General features: G+C 67.0%; 8 protein-coding genes and 1 tRNA gene. 2 read left to right on the top strand and 7 right to left on the bottom strand.

The features are described 5' to 3' along the window. The first annotated feature begins 2 nt into the window (after nt 1-2). Both HU763_RS15745 and HU763_RS15750 read left to right on the top strand, forming a co-directional pair. Complete coding sequence (locus HU763_RS15745) at nt 3-1055, top strand: TauD/TfdA family dioxygenase (protein WP_186686886.1); 1053 nt, start codon at nt 3-5, stop codon at nt 1053-1055. A 51-nt stretch (nt 1056-1106) separates the two neighbouring features. Continuing rightward, nucleotides 1107-5726, top strand: coding sequence for a non-ribosomal peptide synthetase (locus HU763_RS15750; protein WP_186686875.1), 4620 nt, complete (start codon nt 1107-1109; stop codon nt 5724-5726). A gap of 201 nt (nt 5727-5927) precedes the next feature. Here HU763_RS15750 and HU763_RS15755 read toward each other — a convergent pair whose 3' ends face one another. The 7 genes from HU763_RS15755 to HU763_RS15785 all read right to left on the bottom strand — a co-directional run bounded on the left by HU763_RS15755 (nt 5928) and on the right by HU763_RS15785 (nt 15927). After that, entirely contained in the window at nt 5928-6206 is a 279-nt protein-coding gene (locus HU763_RS15755) for a DUF3325 family protein (RefSeq protein ID WP_186686873.1), read from the bottom strand. Next, on the bottom strand, nt 6199-7746 hold the full coding sequence (locus HU763_RS15760) for a PepSY-associated TM helix domain-containing protein (protein ID WP_186686871.1): 1548 nt from the start codon (nt 7744-7746) through the stop codon (nt 6199-6201). The genes HU763_RS15755 and HU763_RS15760 overlap by 8 nt, the downstream gene beginning before the upstream one ends. Then, nucleotides 7746-8054 carry a hypothetical protein gene (locus tag HU763_RS15765; RefSeq protein WP_225931888.1) on the bottom strand — a complete coding sequence of 103 codons (309 nt, stop codon included), beginning with the start codon at nt 8052-8054 and terminating at the stop codon, nt 7746-7748. Before HU763_RS15765 ends, HU763_RS15760 begins: the two co-directional genes overlap by 1 nt. A 76-nt stretch (nt 8055-8130) precedes the next feature. Next, the gene (locus HU763_RS15770) at nt 8131-10350 is read right to left on the bottom strand and encodes a TonB-dependent siderophore receptor (protein ID WP_186686866.1); all 2220 of its coding nucleotides are present in this window, start codon (nt 10348-10350) and stop codon (nt 8131-8133) included. Between the two features lie 68 nt (nt 10351-10418). Next, complete coding sequence (locus tag HU763_RS15775; RefSeq protein ID WP_186686864.1) at nt 10419-12083, bottom strand: cyclic peptide export ABC transporter; 1665 nt, start codon at nt 12081-12083, stop codon at nt 10419-10421. A gap of 40 nt (nt 12084-12123) precedes the next feature. Continuing rightward, complete coding sequence (locus tag HU763_RS15780) at nt 12124-15408, bottom strand: non-ribosomal peptide synthetase (RefSeq protein ID WP_225931889.1); 3285 nt, start codon at nt 15406-15408, stop codon at nt 12124-12126. Nucleotides 15409-15851: 443 nt separating this feature from the next. Continuing rightward, a tRNA-Gly gene (locus HU763_RS15785) sits at nt 15852-15927 on the bottom strand. Nucleotides 15928-15941: the final 14 nt, after the last annotated feature.

The raw sequence follows: 15941 nt of genomic DNA on the forward strand, positions 1-15941 counted from the left end.
ACATGAACGGCCCCGCGATTGCCAAGCTGGGCGGCATGCGCCGCAAACCAATCCGTGTGGACGAGGATTCCCTGGTCCGCTTCACGCCGCTCAACCCGGGCAGCGGCTACACTGCCGTGTGCGAACCGGCCGGCTCCGGCATCAGCCTGGTGGCCTGGGCCGAGGCCAACCGCGAGCTGATCGAGCGCAAGTTGCTCGAGCATGGTGCGCTGCTGTTCCGCGGCTTCCCGGTGGACAGCGCCCAGGCCTTCGACGACTGCATCAGCGCGTTGTCCGGCGGCGCGCTGGAGTACAAGTTCCGCGCCTCGCCGCGCACCCAGGTGGACCCGCGCCTGAACATCTACACCTCCACCGACTACCCCAAGGACCAGCGGATCTTCCCGCACAACGAGCACTCCTATTCGCCGGTGTTCCCACTGAAGATCTTCCTCTGGTGCGACATCGCCCCGCTGGCACGCGGCGAAACGCCGATCGGCGACACCCGGGCAATCACCCGCGCCATCGACCCCGAGGTGCGCGAACGCTTCGCCCGCCTGGGCATCATGTACGTGCGCAACTATGGCGATGGTTTTGGCCTGCCCTGGCAGACCGTATTCCAGACCGACGACCGCGCCCAGGTCGATGCCTACTGCGCCAGCGTCGGCATCCAGACCGAATGGAAGGCCGACGGCCGCCTGCGCACCCGCCAGGTCGGCCCGGCGCTGGTACGCCACCCGCGCAGCGGCGAGACGCTGTGGTTCAACCACGCCACGTTCTTCCACGTCAGCACCCTGCCGCCCAGCGTGCGCGACGCCCTGGAGGCCGACTTCGCCGATGACGACCTGCCGCAGAACACCTTCTACGGCGACGGCAGCCCAATCGAGCCGCAGGTGCTGGAACACCTGCGCGGCATCTACCTGCAGCACATGACCGAGTTCCCCTGGCGCCACGGCGACGTGCTGCTGCTGGACAACATGCTCTCGGTGCATGCCCGCAACGAATACGACAGCCCGCGACGCATCCTGGTGTCGATGGCCGAGGCCCTGAACAGCACGGAGGTGGCGCTCAAGCCCTGACGCGCGCGCCTGGTTCACGGTTTCCCTGCCCACCATTCAAGGTTTTCACACATGTCCAGCATCGCCATCGAGGGCTTCCGCCCTGCCCTGCAACAAAATGCCCACTGGTCCCGTGCCAACGGCCGCGACGACGCCCTGTACCTGACCTTCGCCGTCCCTGACGGCACTGACCTGGCGCGCTTGCGCAGCAGCCTGGCGCAAGTACTGGAGCAGCACGAGATCCTGCGCACGCGGCTGCTGGCCAGCCCCGGCATGCAACAGCCGGTACAGGTGATCGCCGAGCGCCTGCACATCGACTGGCGCGAAATCACCGAGCAGCCGTCGCAAGCGGCGTTGCACCCTGCGCTGCAAGAAGCACTGGGCCAGGCCAGCCTGGCAGTGGCAGTAATCCGTACCACACCGCTGCGTGCCTGCCTGGCCGTGCCAGCCGCCAACGCCGACTACACCACCTTGCAACTGCTGCTCGACGCTTGGCAGGCGGCGTACCAGGGTCAGCCCGCAGACGAGGAAGCGGTGCAGTTCGCCGACTTCGCCGAATGGCAGTTCGAGCACCTGGGCAGCAGCGACAGCGATGCCGGGCGCGCCTTCTGGCAGCGCCAGCAAGCCGCCGACCAGTACCTGACCCTGCACCCGTTCCAACGCGCCGAGGCCACCGCGTCGGCGCAGCCAGCCAGCCTTGCACACACACCGGACGCCGCCTTCCAGGACCTGATCGGCAGCGCCCTGGCCGGGCTCGCTGCCACGCCTGAGGCATTGTTCGGCTACTGCTGGGCGCTACTGCTCAAGCGCCACCTGGGGCAGCCGCAGGTGTTGCTGGGCTGGGCCGACGATGGCCGCAACAGCGCCACGGCGGGGGCCTTCGGGCCCTATGCCAAGCGCCTGCCGCTGCGCCTGGAACCGGACGACCAGGCCACCCTGGACACCGCCCTGCCGGCCTTCGCGCAATTGCTGGAACAGGCTCGCACCTGGCAGGAAGAGTGGCCGGCCCAGGCCCAGGACACGCCCTTCGGCTTCCGCCTGCGCCGGCCACTGGCCTCGGCCTGGCCGGTACTGGCGCTGCACGGTGAAGCCTGCGCCCACAGCCTGCTGCTGGAAGTGCTCGAGCAGCCCGAGGGCTTCAGCTTCCAGCTGCACTACGATGCCGCGCGCCTGGACGCCGGCGCGGCCGGGCTGTTGCTCGACCAGTTCCTCACCCTGTGCCGGCAGGCCAGCGCTGCCAGCCAGCAAGCGCTGGGCGAGGCTTCGGGCATTAGTGACGCTCACCAGGCCTGGCTGGCAGCACTGAACCACACCGAGGTGCAGCAGCCAGCGCCGACCCTGCTGCACCAGTTGTTCGAGCAACAGGTCGCGGCCCGGCCAGACGCCATCGCGGTCAGCCACGGCGAGGCACAACTTACCTATCAGGCGCTGGAGGCCCGGGCCAACCAGCTGGCGCACCAGCTGCGCCAGGCAGGCCTGGTACCCGGCCAGGCCGTCGGCCTGTTCATCGGCCGCAGCCTGGAGGCAATCGTCGGCATCCTCGGCATTCTCAAGGCCGGTGGCGCCTACCTGCCGCTGGACCCGAGCTACCCGGCCGAGCGCCTCAGCGACATGCTCGAACAGACCCGCGCCGCGCTGCTGCTGAGCCTGAGCAGCCTGGAGAGCCGCCTGCCCCAGGGCGACTACCGCACCCTGTGGCTCGACCGCCTGGCCGAGCACGAGCTGCCCACCCAGCGCCCGGCACCACTGACCGATGGCGACAGCCTGGCCTACCTGATTTTCACCTCCGGCTCTACCGGCCGCCCCAAGGGCGTGATGGTGTCGCACCGCAACGCCGTGCATTCCACCTCGGCGCGCCTGCTCGCCTACCCGGAGCCGCTGCAGGCCTTCCTGCTGGTCTCGGGGCTGGCGTTCGACAGTTCGGTGGCCGGGCTGTTCTGGACCCTGGCCCAGGGTGGGCAGCTGTGCCTGCCGCAGGATGACCAGATGCAGGACGCCCTGGCCCTGGGCCGGCTGATCGCCGCCCAGCAGATCAGCCACACGCTGATGCTGCCTTCGCTGTACGCGCAGGTGCTGGAACAGGGCGCCGAGCACCTGGGCAGCCTGCGCTGCGCCATCGTCGCCGGCGAAGCCTGCCCGGCCAGCCTGGCCCGCCGGCATAAGCAGCAATGCAAGCAGGCGCAGCTGTACAACGAGTACGGCCCGACCGAGGGCACCGTGTGGTGCAGCTATTACCGCGCTCGTGGCGACGAGCACGGCGTGCTGCCGATCGGCAAGGCGATCGCCAACATGCAGGTGCAGGTGCTCGACAGCCACCTGCGCCCGGTGGCTGCCGGGGTTATTGGCGAGATCTACCTCAGCGGCGCCGGCATCACCCAGGGTTACCTGGGCCGTCCGGACCTCACTGCCGAGCGCTTCCTGCATAACCCGCTGAACCCTGGCGCTGGCCTGCTGTACCGCAGCGGTGACCTCGGCCGGGTCAACGCCCAGGGCGACATCGAGTTCCTCGGCCGCCTCGACGACCAGGTCAAGATTCGCGGTTTCCGTATCGAGCTGGGCGAGATCGAAGCACGCCTGCTCAGCCACCCCGGGGTGCGCGAGGCGGCAGTAGTCGCCCGCGCCAACGATGCCGGCGACACGGAACTGGTCGCCTATGTGGTCGCCCGCGATGCCTGCCCCGGGGCCATCGCCCTGCAGGCGCACCTGGGCCTGCAGATGCCCGAGCACATGGTGCCGAACACCTACGTGATGCTCGGCGCCTTGCCGCTGACCCCGAACGGCAAGCTCGACCGCAAGGCCCTGCCGGCACCGGTGCGTGAGCGCCGGGCCAGCTACCGTGCACCGCGCAACGAGCACGAAGCCGCGCTGGCGGCGCTGTGGGCCGAGGTACTGGGGGTCGAGCAGGTGGGCCTGGACGACAACTTCTTCGAACTGGGTGGCCACTCGCTGACCGCCACCCGGCTGGTCTCGCGCCTGCGCAGCAGCCTGGGCATCGAAGTGCCGGTGCGGGCGCTGTTCCAGCATTCCACCCTGGGCGCGTTCGCCGAGCAGGCCTTGCCCAAGGCCGAAGCATCGACACTGCCGCCGATCCGTGCACAGCAGCGCCAGGCGCCTTTGCGCCTGTCCTTTGCCCAAGAGCGCCTGTGGCTGTTCGACCGCCTGCACCCTGGCAGCACCACCTACAACGTCCCCGAGGCGGTACGCCTGCGTGGCGCGCTCGACCTGCCGGCCCTGGAGCGCAGCTTCAGCGTGCTGCTGCAGCGTCACGAAAGCCTGCGCACCACCTTCATGCTGGACGGTGCCGTGCCGGTGCAGCAGGTGCAACCTGCCGAAGCCTTTACCCTGGGCCTGATCGACCTGAGCCGTTTGCCTGCCCCGCAGCGCGACCTGCGCCTGCACCAGGAACTCAAGGCCAAGGCCGCGCAGCGCTTCGATCTGGAGCAGGGGCCGCTGCTGTGCGCCGGGCTGATACGCCTGGCCGCCGACGAGCATGTGCTGTGGCTGACCCTGCACCATATCGTGTTCGATGGCTGGTCGATGCGCGTGTTCACCCGCGAGCTGGTCGCGCTGTACAGCGCCTTCAGCAACGGCCAGCCCTCGCCGCTGGCCGAGCCGCAGTTGCAGTACGCCGACTTCGCCCAATGGCAGCGCCGCGAGCTGACCCCGACGGTACTCAAGCCGCAGCTGGACTTCTGGCTACGCCACCTGGGCCAGGACCGCAGCCTGCTGCAGTTGCCGTGCATGCTGCCGCGCCCGGCCCTGCCCAGCCATCGCGGCGCCGAGCACAGCCTGGTGCTCGGCCCGCAACTGACCCAGGCCCTGCACGCCTACAGCCGCGAACAGGGCTGCACGCTGTTCATGACCTTGTTGGCGGCGTTCAACGTGTTGCTGGCTGGCCACAGCCGGCAGTCGGCAATTCGCATCGGCATCCCCATCGCCAACCGCCACCACCAGGCGCTGGAGGGGCTGGTGGGCTTCTTCGTCAACACCCTGGCGCTGCGCACCGACCTTTCGGGCAACCCGCATTTCGACAGTGTGCTGCACCAGGTGCGCGACAACCTGCTGCATGCCCATGCCAACCAGGACCTGCCGTTCGAGCAATTGCTGCAGGCCCTGCCAGGCGCCCAGCAACACGCCGTGCCGCTGATCCAGGTGATGTTCGACCTGCACCAGGAGCGCAACCTGCGCTCTTCGGCGTTCGGCAACCTGAGCATCGAACCGTTGCAGCAAGAGCACGGCAAGTGCAGCACCTTGTTCGACCTGATGCTGGATGTCAGCGAACGCGAAGAGGGGCTGATCGCGACCTTCACCTACGCCACCGACCTGTTCCTGCCGGCCAGTATCGAGGCGTTGGGCGAAGACCTGCGGGCCCTGCTCGAAGCCCTGCCCGGCCAGCCGGCGGCTTCGTTCGAGGCGCTGGTGCAGCGCCTGCAGCCACAGCCGCTGGCTCAGACCGGGCAGCGTCCGGCGGCCCGCGAACAGTTGGCAGCATTGTTGTGCGAGGTGCTGGAGCTCGCGACGCTGGATGAACAGGCGCAGTTCTTCGAGGTGGGCGGCAGCTCGCTCAAGGCCGTGCTGCTGTGCGCGCGGGTACAGCAGATGTGGGGGACCCAGGTACCCGCCAGCCTGGTGTTTCTCAACCCGCAACTGGGTGATTTGCTGAACGTGCTGAGCCGCTACAGCCACGCCTGACGAGCAGCTGCGGGGCACTGTCCCCGCAGGTGATCGCGGATAAATCCGCTCCTACAGGTCCGGCGTCGGCCCGAAGCCGGCGCGGTTCACATGTGTAGGAGCGGATTTATCCGCGATGCAGGCAACGCGGAGGATGGCACCGGCCTTGCCGGTGATCGCGGCTGAAGCCGGTCCTCCTGACGGTGGGCAAAAAAACCAATTTCAGGCGCGCAGCCAGTACAGCAGCAGGGCCACAGCCAGGCCACACGGCAGCAACGCAAGCACCCAGAACAGCGCCCCCATGGCCAGCCCCAGGTCCCCCATGCTCACCAACAGGGCCAGCGCCGATAGCAGCAGCGCCACCAGCCGCAAGCCTCGCGTGCCGGGAAACCGCCGTGGCTGCATTACCCCCTGCCAATGCTGCGCCTGGCTCAGGGCCAGGGCCGACAGCCCCAGCAGTTGCAAACCCAGCGCTGCTACGCTGAGCAGCCCTTCAAGCATCCTTGACCTCCGCCAACCGATGCACCAACACCGCGCGTCGTCGCAAGCGCCAGCCCAGGCAGCCAGCCAGCACCGCGCAGGCCAGCAGCACCAGGTCGACCCCGGCTACCGCCCACAGGCCCTGGCCAAGCGCGCGCAGCAGATGATCACCAGTGCTCCAGGCATTGGCCAGCACCGCCAGCAACGCCAGGGCAGCGATCGCCAGGCACTGGCTGGCCCACGGGGCACGAGCATGCGCGCAGCGGCCGATCGCCCACCAGGCGTGCACGCCAGCCAATAGCCAGACGCCGAAGAATACCTGCACTTCCCAGTCGGCGCGCCCAGCCAGGCCGGAGGGCAAGCAACGGTTGGCCAGCAGCATGCCCAGCGTGGCCAGCGGCATGCCGGTGATCAGTACGCTGCACAGCAGGGTCATCACCAGCGAGCCCCATTCCCGGCCGGGCTGCTGCAGGCGGCGCTTGGCCAACCAGTACAGCAAGCCGCTGGCAAGCATCACGCAACCACTGAGGCCGGCGAAAAAGTACAACGCGCGCAGCGCCGGTTGATGGAAATGCGCCACATGCAGCCCAGCCAGTACATCCAGGGTCGCCGCCGCGGCGGGCAGGCGCGCGGCATGCAGCAAGCGTGCGCTGGCACCATCGAAGTACAGGGTTTGCCCGTCCACACTCAGGCGGTCGGCCACGCTGCGGCTGATCTCGACATAGGCGTTGGCATCGCCGGGATGCCACACCCTGACAAATGCCGGTGCGCCCCCGCCCCACTGTTGGCGGGCCTGGGTCAGCATGCCATCGAGCGAGGCCAGCGGCCCCGGGGTGCCGGTCGCCGGGCGGCTGTAGCCAGCGTCGGCGTGTACCGCGAACTGCCCGGCCTGGCCGGGGTACAGCGCCTCGATGGCCGACGGCAAATACAGCGGAAACAAAATCAGCAGGCCACTCAGCAGGATCAGCGCATGAAACGGCAAGGCCAGCACACCGGTGAGGTTGTGCAGGTCGAGCAGGCGCCGGGGGGCTTTGTTGGCGCGCAGGGTGAACAGGTCCTGGAACAACCGCGCATGGATGCACAGCCCGGCGACCAGGGCGATCAGCCCGACCATGGCGGCCAGCCCCAGCAGCCGGGTACCGAGGTTCCAGGCCTGGAGGTTCAGGGTGTAGTGCAAACGGTAGAAGAAGTCGCCGCCACGGCTGCCGGCCACCTCCAGCGCGCCCTGCCTGTCTGGCAGCAGAAAGCGGCTGAAGCCTTCGCGCTCGACACTCCAGGCCTGGAAGCGCACCAGCGGACGGCGGGCATCGGGCAATTCGACATACCACTGCAACAGCGCCTTGCCGTCGCTCAGGCTGGCCACCTGGGGCAGCACCTGGCGGTCCAGCGACAACGGTGTGGTGGCCGGCGCCACGCGCAGCGCTGGCAGCATCCAGCTGTCCAGTTCGCGGTCATACAACGCCAGGCTGCCCATGAAGAAGGCGATCAGCAGCAGCCCGGAAAAGCCCACGCCGAGCACCCGGTGCGCCCACAGCATGGCCTGGCGAACACTGTCGAACATCAGCCCGCCTCCGCCAGCAGGTGCTGCAGGGCCAGCAGCGCCAAGGCGATGGTGGTCAGCCGCAGGGCGTTACGCCGGGCACGGCGCGCGCACAACAGCCACAGCACCAGCGCCGGGTACGACATAAAGGCCGCAAGCGAACTACTCAGCACCGCCTCGCTGCGCGCCTGCCCCAGCCAGGCCAGCGCCAACGCGAGCTGGGCGCTGAGCGCCCAGGTGAACAAGTAGGCCAGCAGCATGACCAGCAGCAGCCATAGCGCACGCTGTCGGCCGCGCCTGGCGGCCGTGTTGGATACGGGTCGTTTCAACCGGGCCTCCTTGTTCGGCATCAAGTGCAGCGCGACCAGGGCGCAGCATGCCGCCAGGTCACGCGGCTGTCACGCCTCAGAACTTGGCACGCAGGGTGAACGACACTGCGCGCGGGTCGCCGAAGATGTTGCCATCCTGGAAGGTGTTGATGCGCTGGTAGTACTTCTTGTTGGCCAGGTTGGTACCGAGCAGGTCGGCCGACAGGTTCTCGTTGATCTGGTAACCGATACCGGCATCGTAGAGGGCGTAGCCACTCTGCTGCAGCTTGGTGCCGTGCATGTCGATGCTCGGCACGTTGAGCTTGTTGTAGGTTTCGCTGACCACGCTCACCCCACCCTGCACGCTCCACTTCTCGAACTCGCCCGGCAGCTTGTAGAGGGTCCAGACGCGCAGCATGTTCTTCGGCAGGTAGGTCTGCAGCTGCTCGTTGGGGCTGTCGTAGCGCTTGTAGGTGTGGGTGAAGTTGGCGGTGAGGAACCAGTCCGGGGTCATCTGGCCGCTGACTTCCAGCTCGTAGCCGCGGGTGCGGGCCTTGCCACCGGCCACCACGGCCCGCGACGACGGGTCGTTCATGTCGGGAACGGCACGGTTCTCTTCCTCGATCTGGAACGCCGCCAGCGAGGCATTCACCGCACCGTCGAGGAACTCACCCTTGATCCCCAGCTCGTGCTGCTTGCCTTCGATCGGCTCGAGGATGTTGTTGTTGATGTCCAGGTTGCTGACCGGCTGCGGGTTGAACACTTCGGCGTAGTTGGCATACAGCGAGTAGGTGTCGTTCAGCTGGTAGATCAGCCCGTAGAACGGGGTGAACTTCTGCGACTCGCTCTGGCTGCTTTTTTCCGATGGCGAACCGGCCTCGGGCTGGTGCTGGCTGCGGTGCATGTCGAGCCAGGTGACGCGCCCGCCCAGGACCAGGGTCAGCGGCTCGGCCAGGCTCAGGCGCAGGTTGCCGTAGACCGCCTTGGTGCGGCTGTTGGCGACGTTGGTGGGCAGGCGATCGGAGTCGGGGAACGCCGGGTAAGGGAAGTTCGCCTGCGGGTCATACAAGTCGACATCGCCGAGGTAGCTGGAATAGTAGCCGCCGTTGGAGGAGAACTCCGAACGCGAATAGTTGGTCCCCACCAGCAGCTTGTGCTCGCGGCCGAACAGGCTGAACGGGCCGTCGGCGTACAGGTCCACTTCGTCCTGTTTTTCGCGGTAGTCGAACATGATCGAGTTCATCGACACCAGGTTGTCGGCCGGGTCGATCCCCCCGCCGTTGCGCGCGTAGGCCTGGGTCAGGTCGTAGTTGTTGTCGGCATGGCGCACCGACAGCTTGGTCTTCCAGCCGCCACCAAGCTGGTGCTCGAGTTCGGTGAACACCGAGGTGCTCCAGAAATAGTCGCGGTTCCAGTTGGCCCCGTAGAAGTTCTTGCGCGACACATCCGGCAGCGACATGGCCGCTTCGCCGGCGCTGTTGGTGTAGCGGAACGCCGGCAACGAGCGTTGGGCGCCACGGATGTCGGTGTTCTGGTTGCTGGCACCGAGGGTCCAGACCGTGTCCGGGGTCAGGTCGATATCGACGATGCCGTAGGCCTGGTTGGTCTCGCGCTTGCCGCTGCCGTCGTAGGGGAATGCCGTCTTGTTCTCGCTGAGCACCAGGCGCCCGCGGATGTTGCCGGTTTCGGTCAGCGGGCCGGTGACATCGATCATGCCGCGGTAGGCATCCCAGGAGCCGGCGCTGATTTCGGCCGATACCGCTGGGTCGGCCATCGGCCGCTTACGCACCAGGTTGATGCTGCCGCCGGGGCCACCCGCGCCGGTCAGGCTGCCGGCCGGCCCCTTGAGCACTTCGACGCGGTCATACATGGTCAGGTCCGGGGACAGGAAGATCCGGTTGTCCATGGTGGTCGGCGTGCCGTCCAACTGCAGCGAGGTGATCTCGAAGCCACGGGCGAAGAAGCTCAGGCGGCTGGCGTCAATGCGCTGCACGGTCACACCACCGACTTTGCCCAAGGCATCTTCGAGGGTATAGAGGTTCTGCTTCTGGATGCGTTCCTGGCCGATCACGTTGATGGTCTGCGGCACTTCCTTCAGGCGCAGCGGTACCTTGGTGCCCACTGACACCGTCGGTGCTTCGGTCTGCATGCCGACGATGGTCTGCTCCGGCAAGGTGATCGAAGACGGTGGCAGCTGCTCCTCGGTGCTTTCCTCGGCCCAGGCCATTGGCGCAAGCAGCACACTGCTGCTCACCAGCGGGGCCAGCAGCCAGCTCCCCGTCTTGCTCGGCTGGCGGCCCTTTTCAACTTGACACATACCGCGAACTCCTATGCGTGGCCGTTTGGGGCCATTGTTTTTATGTGGTGTGAGGTGTTTTGCGTCGGCTACACCGACGCGGGCAGAACGGGAGAAGCACCGGGCGCCGTGCTGATCGCGCCATGCTCGTAGGGATAGAGCTGGCCGCCGTCGCACTTGAGCACCCGGTCGGCAACCGAGAAATAGTGGTCGTCGTGGCTGATGGCGATGATGGTCTTGCCCTGGGCCTTGAGCTCGGGCAGCAGCTCGCGGTAGAAGAACGCGCGGAAGCCCGGGTCCTGGTCGGCGGCCCACTCGTCGAGCAACAGGATCGGCCGCTCCTCGACCAGTGCCACCAGCAGCGCCAGGCGCTTGCGCTGGCCTTGCGACAAGCGGGTGGTAGACAACCCGCCCTGCGCATCGATGGTGACCTTGCGCTGCATGCGCAGGCGCTCCAACCAGGCCTGGGCCAACTGCGGGTCGAAGTCGCCCTGCGGGCCGACCAGGCGTTCGAACAGGTAGAAGCTGGAGAACACCGTGGAGAAATGCGTCCGGTACCAGTCGCGCAGTGCCGGGGTGATGGCGACGCCGTGCAGCTTGAGCGCGCCGGCACTGGGTTCGTAGAGGCCGGTGAGCAGCTTGGCCAGGGTCGACTTGCCGCTGCCGTTGCCGCCGACGATGAACAGGATTTCGCCCTTGGCGACGCTGAGGTTCACCGGCCCCAGGCGGAAGCCGTAGTCATCGCCCTGCGGCGGGTAGTCATAGCTCAGCGCCTGCAGTTCGAGCAGCGGTTGGCTGGGGTCGGGCTGGCCGCTGTCGGCCATCAACCCGCTGCGCTCGTCGGCGAAGGCCAGGGTGTGGATCTTGGCCAGCGACACATTGCCCGCCACCAGCGTCGGCAGGCTGCCGATCAGGTCGTTGAGCGGCATGCGCAGGAACATCAGCACCAGCACGAAGGCGGCGATCACGCCATTGCCCACCCCCAGCCAGGCACCAGCGGCGAACAGCCCGCCGGCCAGGGCGAGGATCAGCGCCACGGTCCAGTTCAGGCTCAAGGTCCAGTAGCGGTCGGCATGGACCTCGTTACGCCGCGCATATTCGGCAGCCGGCTGCAGGTCGAGGGCATAGAAGCGCTCCTTGCGCCGGGCATTGAGGGCCAGTTCGAAACGCCCTTCGATGGCGCCCTGGTAGGCGGCATACAGGCGATCGTCGGTTTCCCGCACGCGCAGCATCAACTGGCGCATGCGGGCGAACCAGCCGTGCGCCAGCCAGGTACCCAGGCCCAGGCCGACCACGCAGAGCAGCAGCAACTGCCAGGACAGCCAGGCCATGTACAGGCAGCCACCGAGCATCAGCAGCAGGTTGTAGAACACGAACGGCATGCGGTTGAAGGCCTGGCCGATGCTGACGATGTCCTTGCTCAAAGTCGCATAGAGGCTGGCTTCACCGATCTTTTCCAGTTGTTCGATGGAGGTGTCGAGCAGGCGCTTGACCATCTGCAGGCGCAGTTCGTAGACCACCCGGTGGCCCAGTGCCGTCAGCAGCGCCTGGGCGCCGAAACCGAAGCCGAACAGCACGACCAGCAGGCCGACGAACATCGCCCCCAGGGCCGGGGTCATGCTGACGCTGCCGGCGATCAAGCGGTTGATCTCGTTGATCAGGCCGATGCCGGCGGCCGCGCTGACCAGGCTGGCCAGCAGGCCCAGGCCGAGCAGGCCACGGTGACGCTTGAGCAGGGATAGAAACAAAGGCATGCGAAATCCTCGGGGTGGCCTGTTAAGCGGCGCAAATGGCTTACTCGAAGGCGAGCAACAGTTTTTCGATCTCGGCCAGCTCATCGACGACCGGCGTGCTGCAGGCCTGCTCGATCAACCCTGCCATGTCGGCCAGCACCGGGTTGGCGAACAACTGCGCCAGGGCGATTTCGCAGGCGAACTGCTGGCGGATCCGCGCCTGGATCCGCACCAGTTGCAGCGACTGCGCGCCCAGGCGGAACAGCTCGGCACGCGGGGCGATCGGCCAGACGCCCAGCACCTCGCGCCAGATCTGCGCCAGCCCTTCTTGCCACGGGCCGGCCAGGGGCGCCTCGTCGCAGGCAGCGGCGGCGTCCCACTGCGGCTCGGGCAGCGCCTTGCGGTCGACCTTGCCATTGGCGTTCAGCGGCAGACGCTGCAGCACCACGAACGCGCTCGGTACCATGTAGGCCGGCAGTTGCAGGCGCAGGCGCTGCTGTGCCGCGAGGCTGTCGAAGGTGCCGGCACCCAGGCACAGGTAGGCCACCAGCAAGTCCTGGCCGGCCGCCGCCTGACGCAGCGCGACCACGGCCTGGGTGACCCCAGGCAAGGCTGCCAGTGCGCTTTCGATCTCGCCCAGTTCGATACGGAAACCGCGCAGCTTGACCTGGAAGTCGCTGCGCCCGAGGAACTCCAGGCTGCCATCGGCGCGGTAGCGTGCACGGTCACCGGTGCGGTACAGCCGGCTGCCGGCCTGCGCCCCTGGCGCCGAGGCCTGGGCAAACGGGTTGGGCACGAAGGCGGCAGCGGTCAGTTCCGGGCGATCGGCATAACCACGGGCCACGCCAGCGCCACCGATGTACAGGTCGCCCGCCACGCCCACCGGCAGCGGTTCGAGGTAGTCATCGAGCACATACAGGCGGTTGTTGGCCAGCGGTCGGCCAATTGGCAATACCGCGCTGGTCACCTGCTCGACCGCGTGCGCCGCCGACCACACCGTGGTTTCGGTCGGGCCGTAGACGTTCAGCAGCTGCACCTTGCGCGCCAGCAGGCGCTCGGCCAGCTCGGCCTTGAGCGCCTCGCCACCGCACAGCAGGCGCAGGCCGGCCCAGGCCGGCGAGTCGTGTTCGACCAGCATCTGCCAGGTGGCGGGCGTGGCCTGCATCACGCTGATGCCATGGCGCGCCATCAACCCCAGCAATGCCGCCGGGTCCTGACTGTCGGCGCGGCTTGCCAGCACCACGGTGGCGCCGTGGACCAGTGGCAGGAACAGCTCCAGGCCGGCGATATCGAAGCCCAGGGTGGTCACCGCCAGCAGCCGGTCGGCGGCGCTCAGCTGCACACGGGCCTGGATGCCATGGAGGAAATTGACGAACGCCTCGCGCTCGATGTCGACGCCCTTGGGGCGCCCGGTGGAGCCCGAGGTATACAAGGTGTAGGCCAGCTGGCGCGGGTGCACCGGCAGGCCGAGGGGGCTCTGCGGCAGTTGGCTCAGGGCGTCGTCCAGGGTTTCCAGCAGCACCACCCGGCCGGCATTGCCGAGCACCTGCTGCAGGTTGGCGCGGGTCAGCACCAGCCGTGGCCGGGCCTGGCCGAGGATATCGCTGTTGCGCGCAGCCGGTTGCCCGGGGTCGATCGCCAGGTAGGCGCCACCCGCCTTGTGCACGGCCAGCAGCGCTACCAGCAGCTCGGCTTCGCGCTCCAGGCAGATGCCTACCCGCTCGTCGCAAGCCACGCCATTGGCCCGCAGCCAATGGGCCAGGCGGTTGGCACGGGCGTCGAGCTCAGCGTAGCTCAGGGCCTCCCCGCCACAGATCAGGGCGCAGCGCTGCGGCGCGGCCAGCACCTGGCGCTCGAACAGCGCGAGCATGTCCTGCCCTGGCTGCAAGGCCAGTTCGCTGGCGTTCCAGCGCTGCAACTGGTGCTGGCGCTGCGCCGGTGCCAGCAGCGGCAGTTGCCACACGGGCGTGTCGGGCTGGCCCATCAAGCCATCGAGCAGCAGGCCGTAACTGCTGGCGAAGCGCTCGATGGTGGCCGGGGCGAACAGCTCCAGGCTGTATTCCAGTTCGCAGAAGATCCCGTCAGGGCGCACCGCGACATCCAGCGTGAGGTCGAACTTGGCGCTGTCCTGGGCGGGCAGGACGCGCACGATGTGCAAGCCGGGCAGGCTGAAATTGACCGCTGCCCCGCTGCTGAGGTTGAACATGGCCTGGAACACCGGGGTACGGCTGACATCGCGCTGCACGTCGAGGTGTTCGAGCAACAGTTCGAACGGTGGTTCGGCGTGTTGCAAGGCATCGAGCGACTCATGGCGCAACCGCTCGCACAGCGCGCGGCCGCTCAGGTGCGGATCGAGATCGACGCGGTAGACCAGGGTATTGACGAAAAAGCCCAGCAAGCCATCGAGTGCTTCGTGATTGCGCCCACCGTGGGGCACGCCCACGGCGAAGCTGGACTGGCCGCTGTAGCGCGCCAGCAGCAGCTGCCAGGCGGCCAGCAGAATCACCAGGGCGCTGCTGCCATTGGCACGGCAGAAGGCCTGGACCTGCTCGGCCTGCGCGGCGGGCAGTTGCCAACGCAGGCGTTGCCCGCGCAGCCCTGGCTGCGCCGGACGAGGATAATCGGTGGGCAGCTCCAGCACCGGCACTTGGGTGCCCAGGTACTGCTTCCAGTAGTCGAGGTCGGCCTGGTATTGCGCGCCGTCCAGGCGTTCACGCTGCCACAGTGCGTAGTCGATGTACTGCACTGGCAGCGCTGGCAGCTGCGGCGTATCGCCACGCAGCGCCTGGGCATAGGCACTGGCCAGGTCGGCCACCAGGATCGGGTTGGACCAGGCATCGCTGACGATATGGTGCATCTTCAGTAACAGCCCGTGGCAGGTTGCGTCGTAGCGGATGAGCTCGACCTTGAGCAAGGGGGCCTGGGACAGGTCGAAGGCGGTGCCGTCCTCGATGCTCAACAAACCCTGCAGATGATCGTGTCGTGCGGCCTCGGCCACGTCCGGGAACGCCCGCTGGTGCAGGACGAATGCGGCCTCGGCCAGCATCTCCTGGCGCGGCTCGCCGTCAATTTCGATGAAGCGCGTACGCAGCACCCCGTGCCGTTCGACCAGTGCGGAGAATGCCTGGCGCAGGGCCGGCACATTCAGCTCGCCGTTGAACAGAAAGGCGCGAGTGAGGTTGTAAGCGGTGGAAAGCGGTGCCAGGCGTTGCAGGAACCACAGGCGCTGCTGGGCGAAAGAGAGCGGTTGCGGCCCCTCATGGGCGCGCCTGCGAAGCGGGTCTGGCTGTGCCTGGGCATCGCTTTGCAACAGGGCAAGCAACTCATCGACATTGTCCATCGGCATTCGAATTCCCTTGTATGAACCGACTGGAATTGGGTGCGCGGGATCTTATTGGCAAATGATAATTGATGTCAATTAAGATGGAATACAATTCTCTTCCGCGTGTCCAGACACGCCGAATACCGCAGCGTCATGCTTCAGGCACGAGAGAATTGCGTTGATACACGCAGGGATGAGGTACCGGGGTGCAGCAACAGCGGCAGGCCGGAAGAGGCAAGTGAATACGCTTGATGAGTGTGGCTGGGTGATGTCGGCGGTGATACCGGCGTCTGCCCCACAAAGGTAGTGCAGCTGAGGCTACAGAACCTTTTTTCAGCACAAAAGCAAACGCCCCGAACAAGTCGGGGCGTTTGTTGAATTGCCTTTGCAGGGCGTCTTCACGCAACCTGCTTAGGCCCATATTTCGAGCAGCTACAGAATCCTGAGGGCCTCTGTAGTACATAATTTGGAGCGGGAAACGAGACTCGAACTCGCGACCCCGACCTTGGCAAGGTCGTGCTCTACCAACTGAGCTATTCCCGCGTCGTGATGGGTGC

It is taken from the genome of Pseudomonas anuradhapurensis, from assembly GCF_014269225.2.
GTDB lineage: Bacteria > Pseudomonadota > Gammaproteobacteria > Pseudomonadales > Pseudomonadaceae > Aquipseudomonas > Aquipseudomonas anuradhapurensis.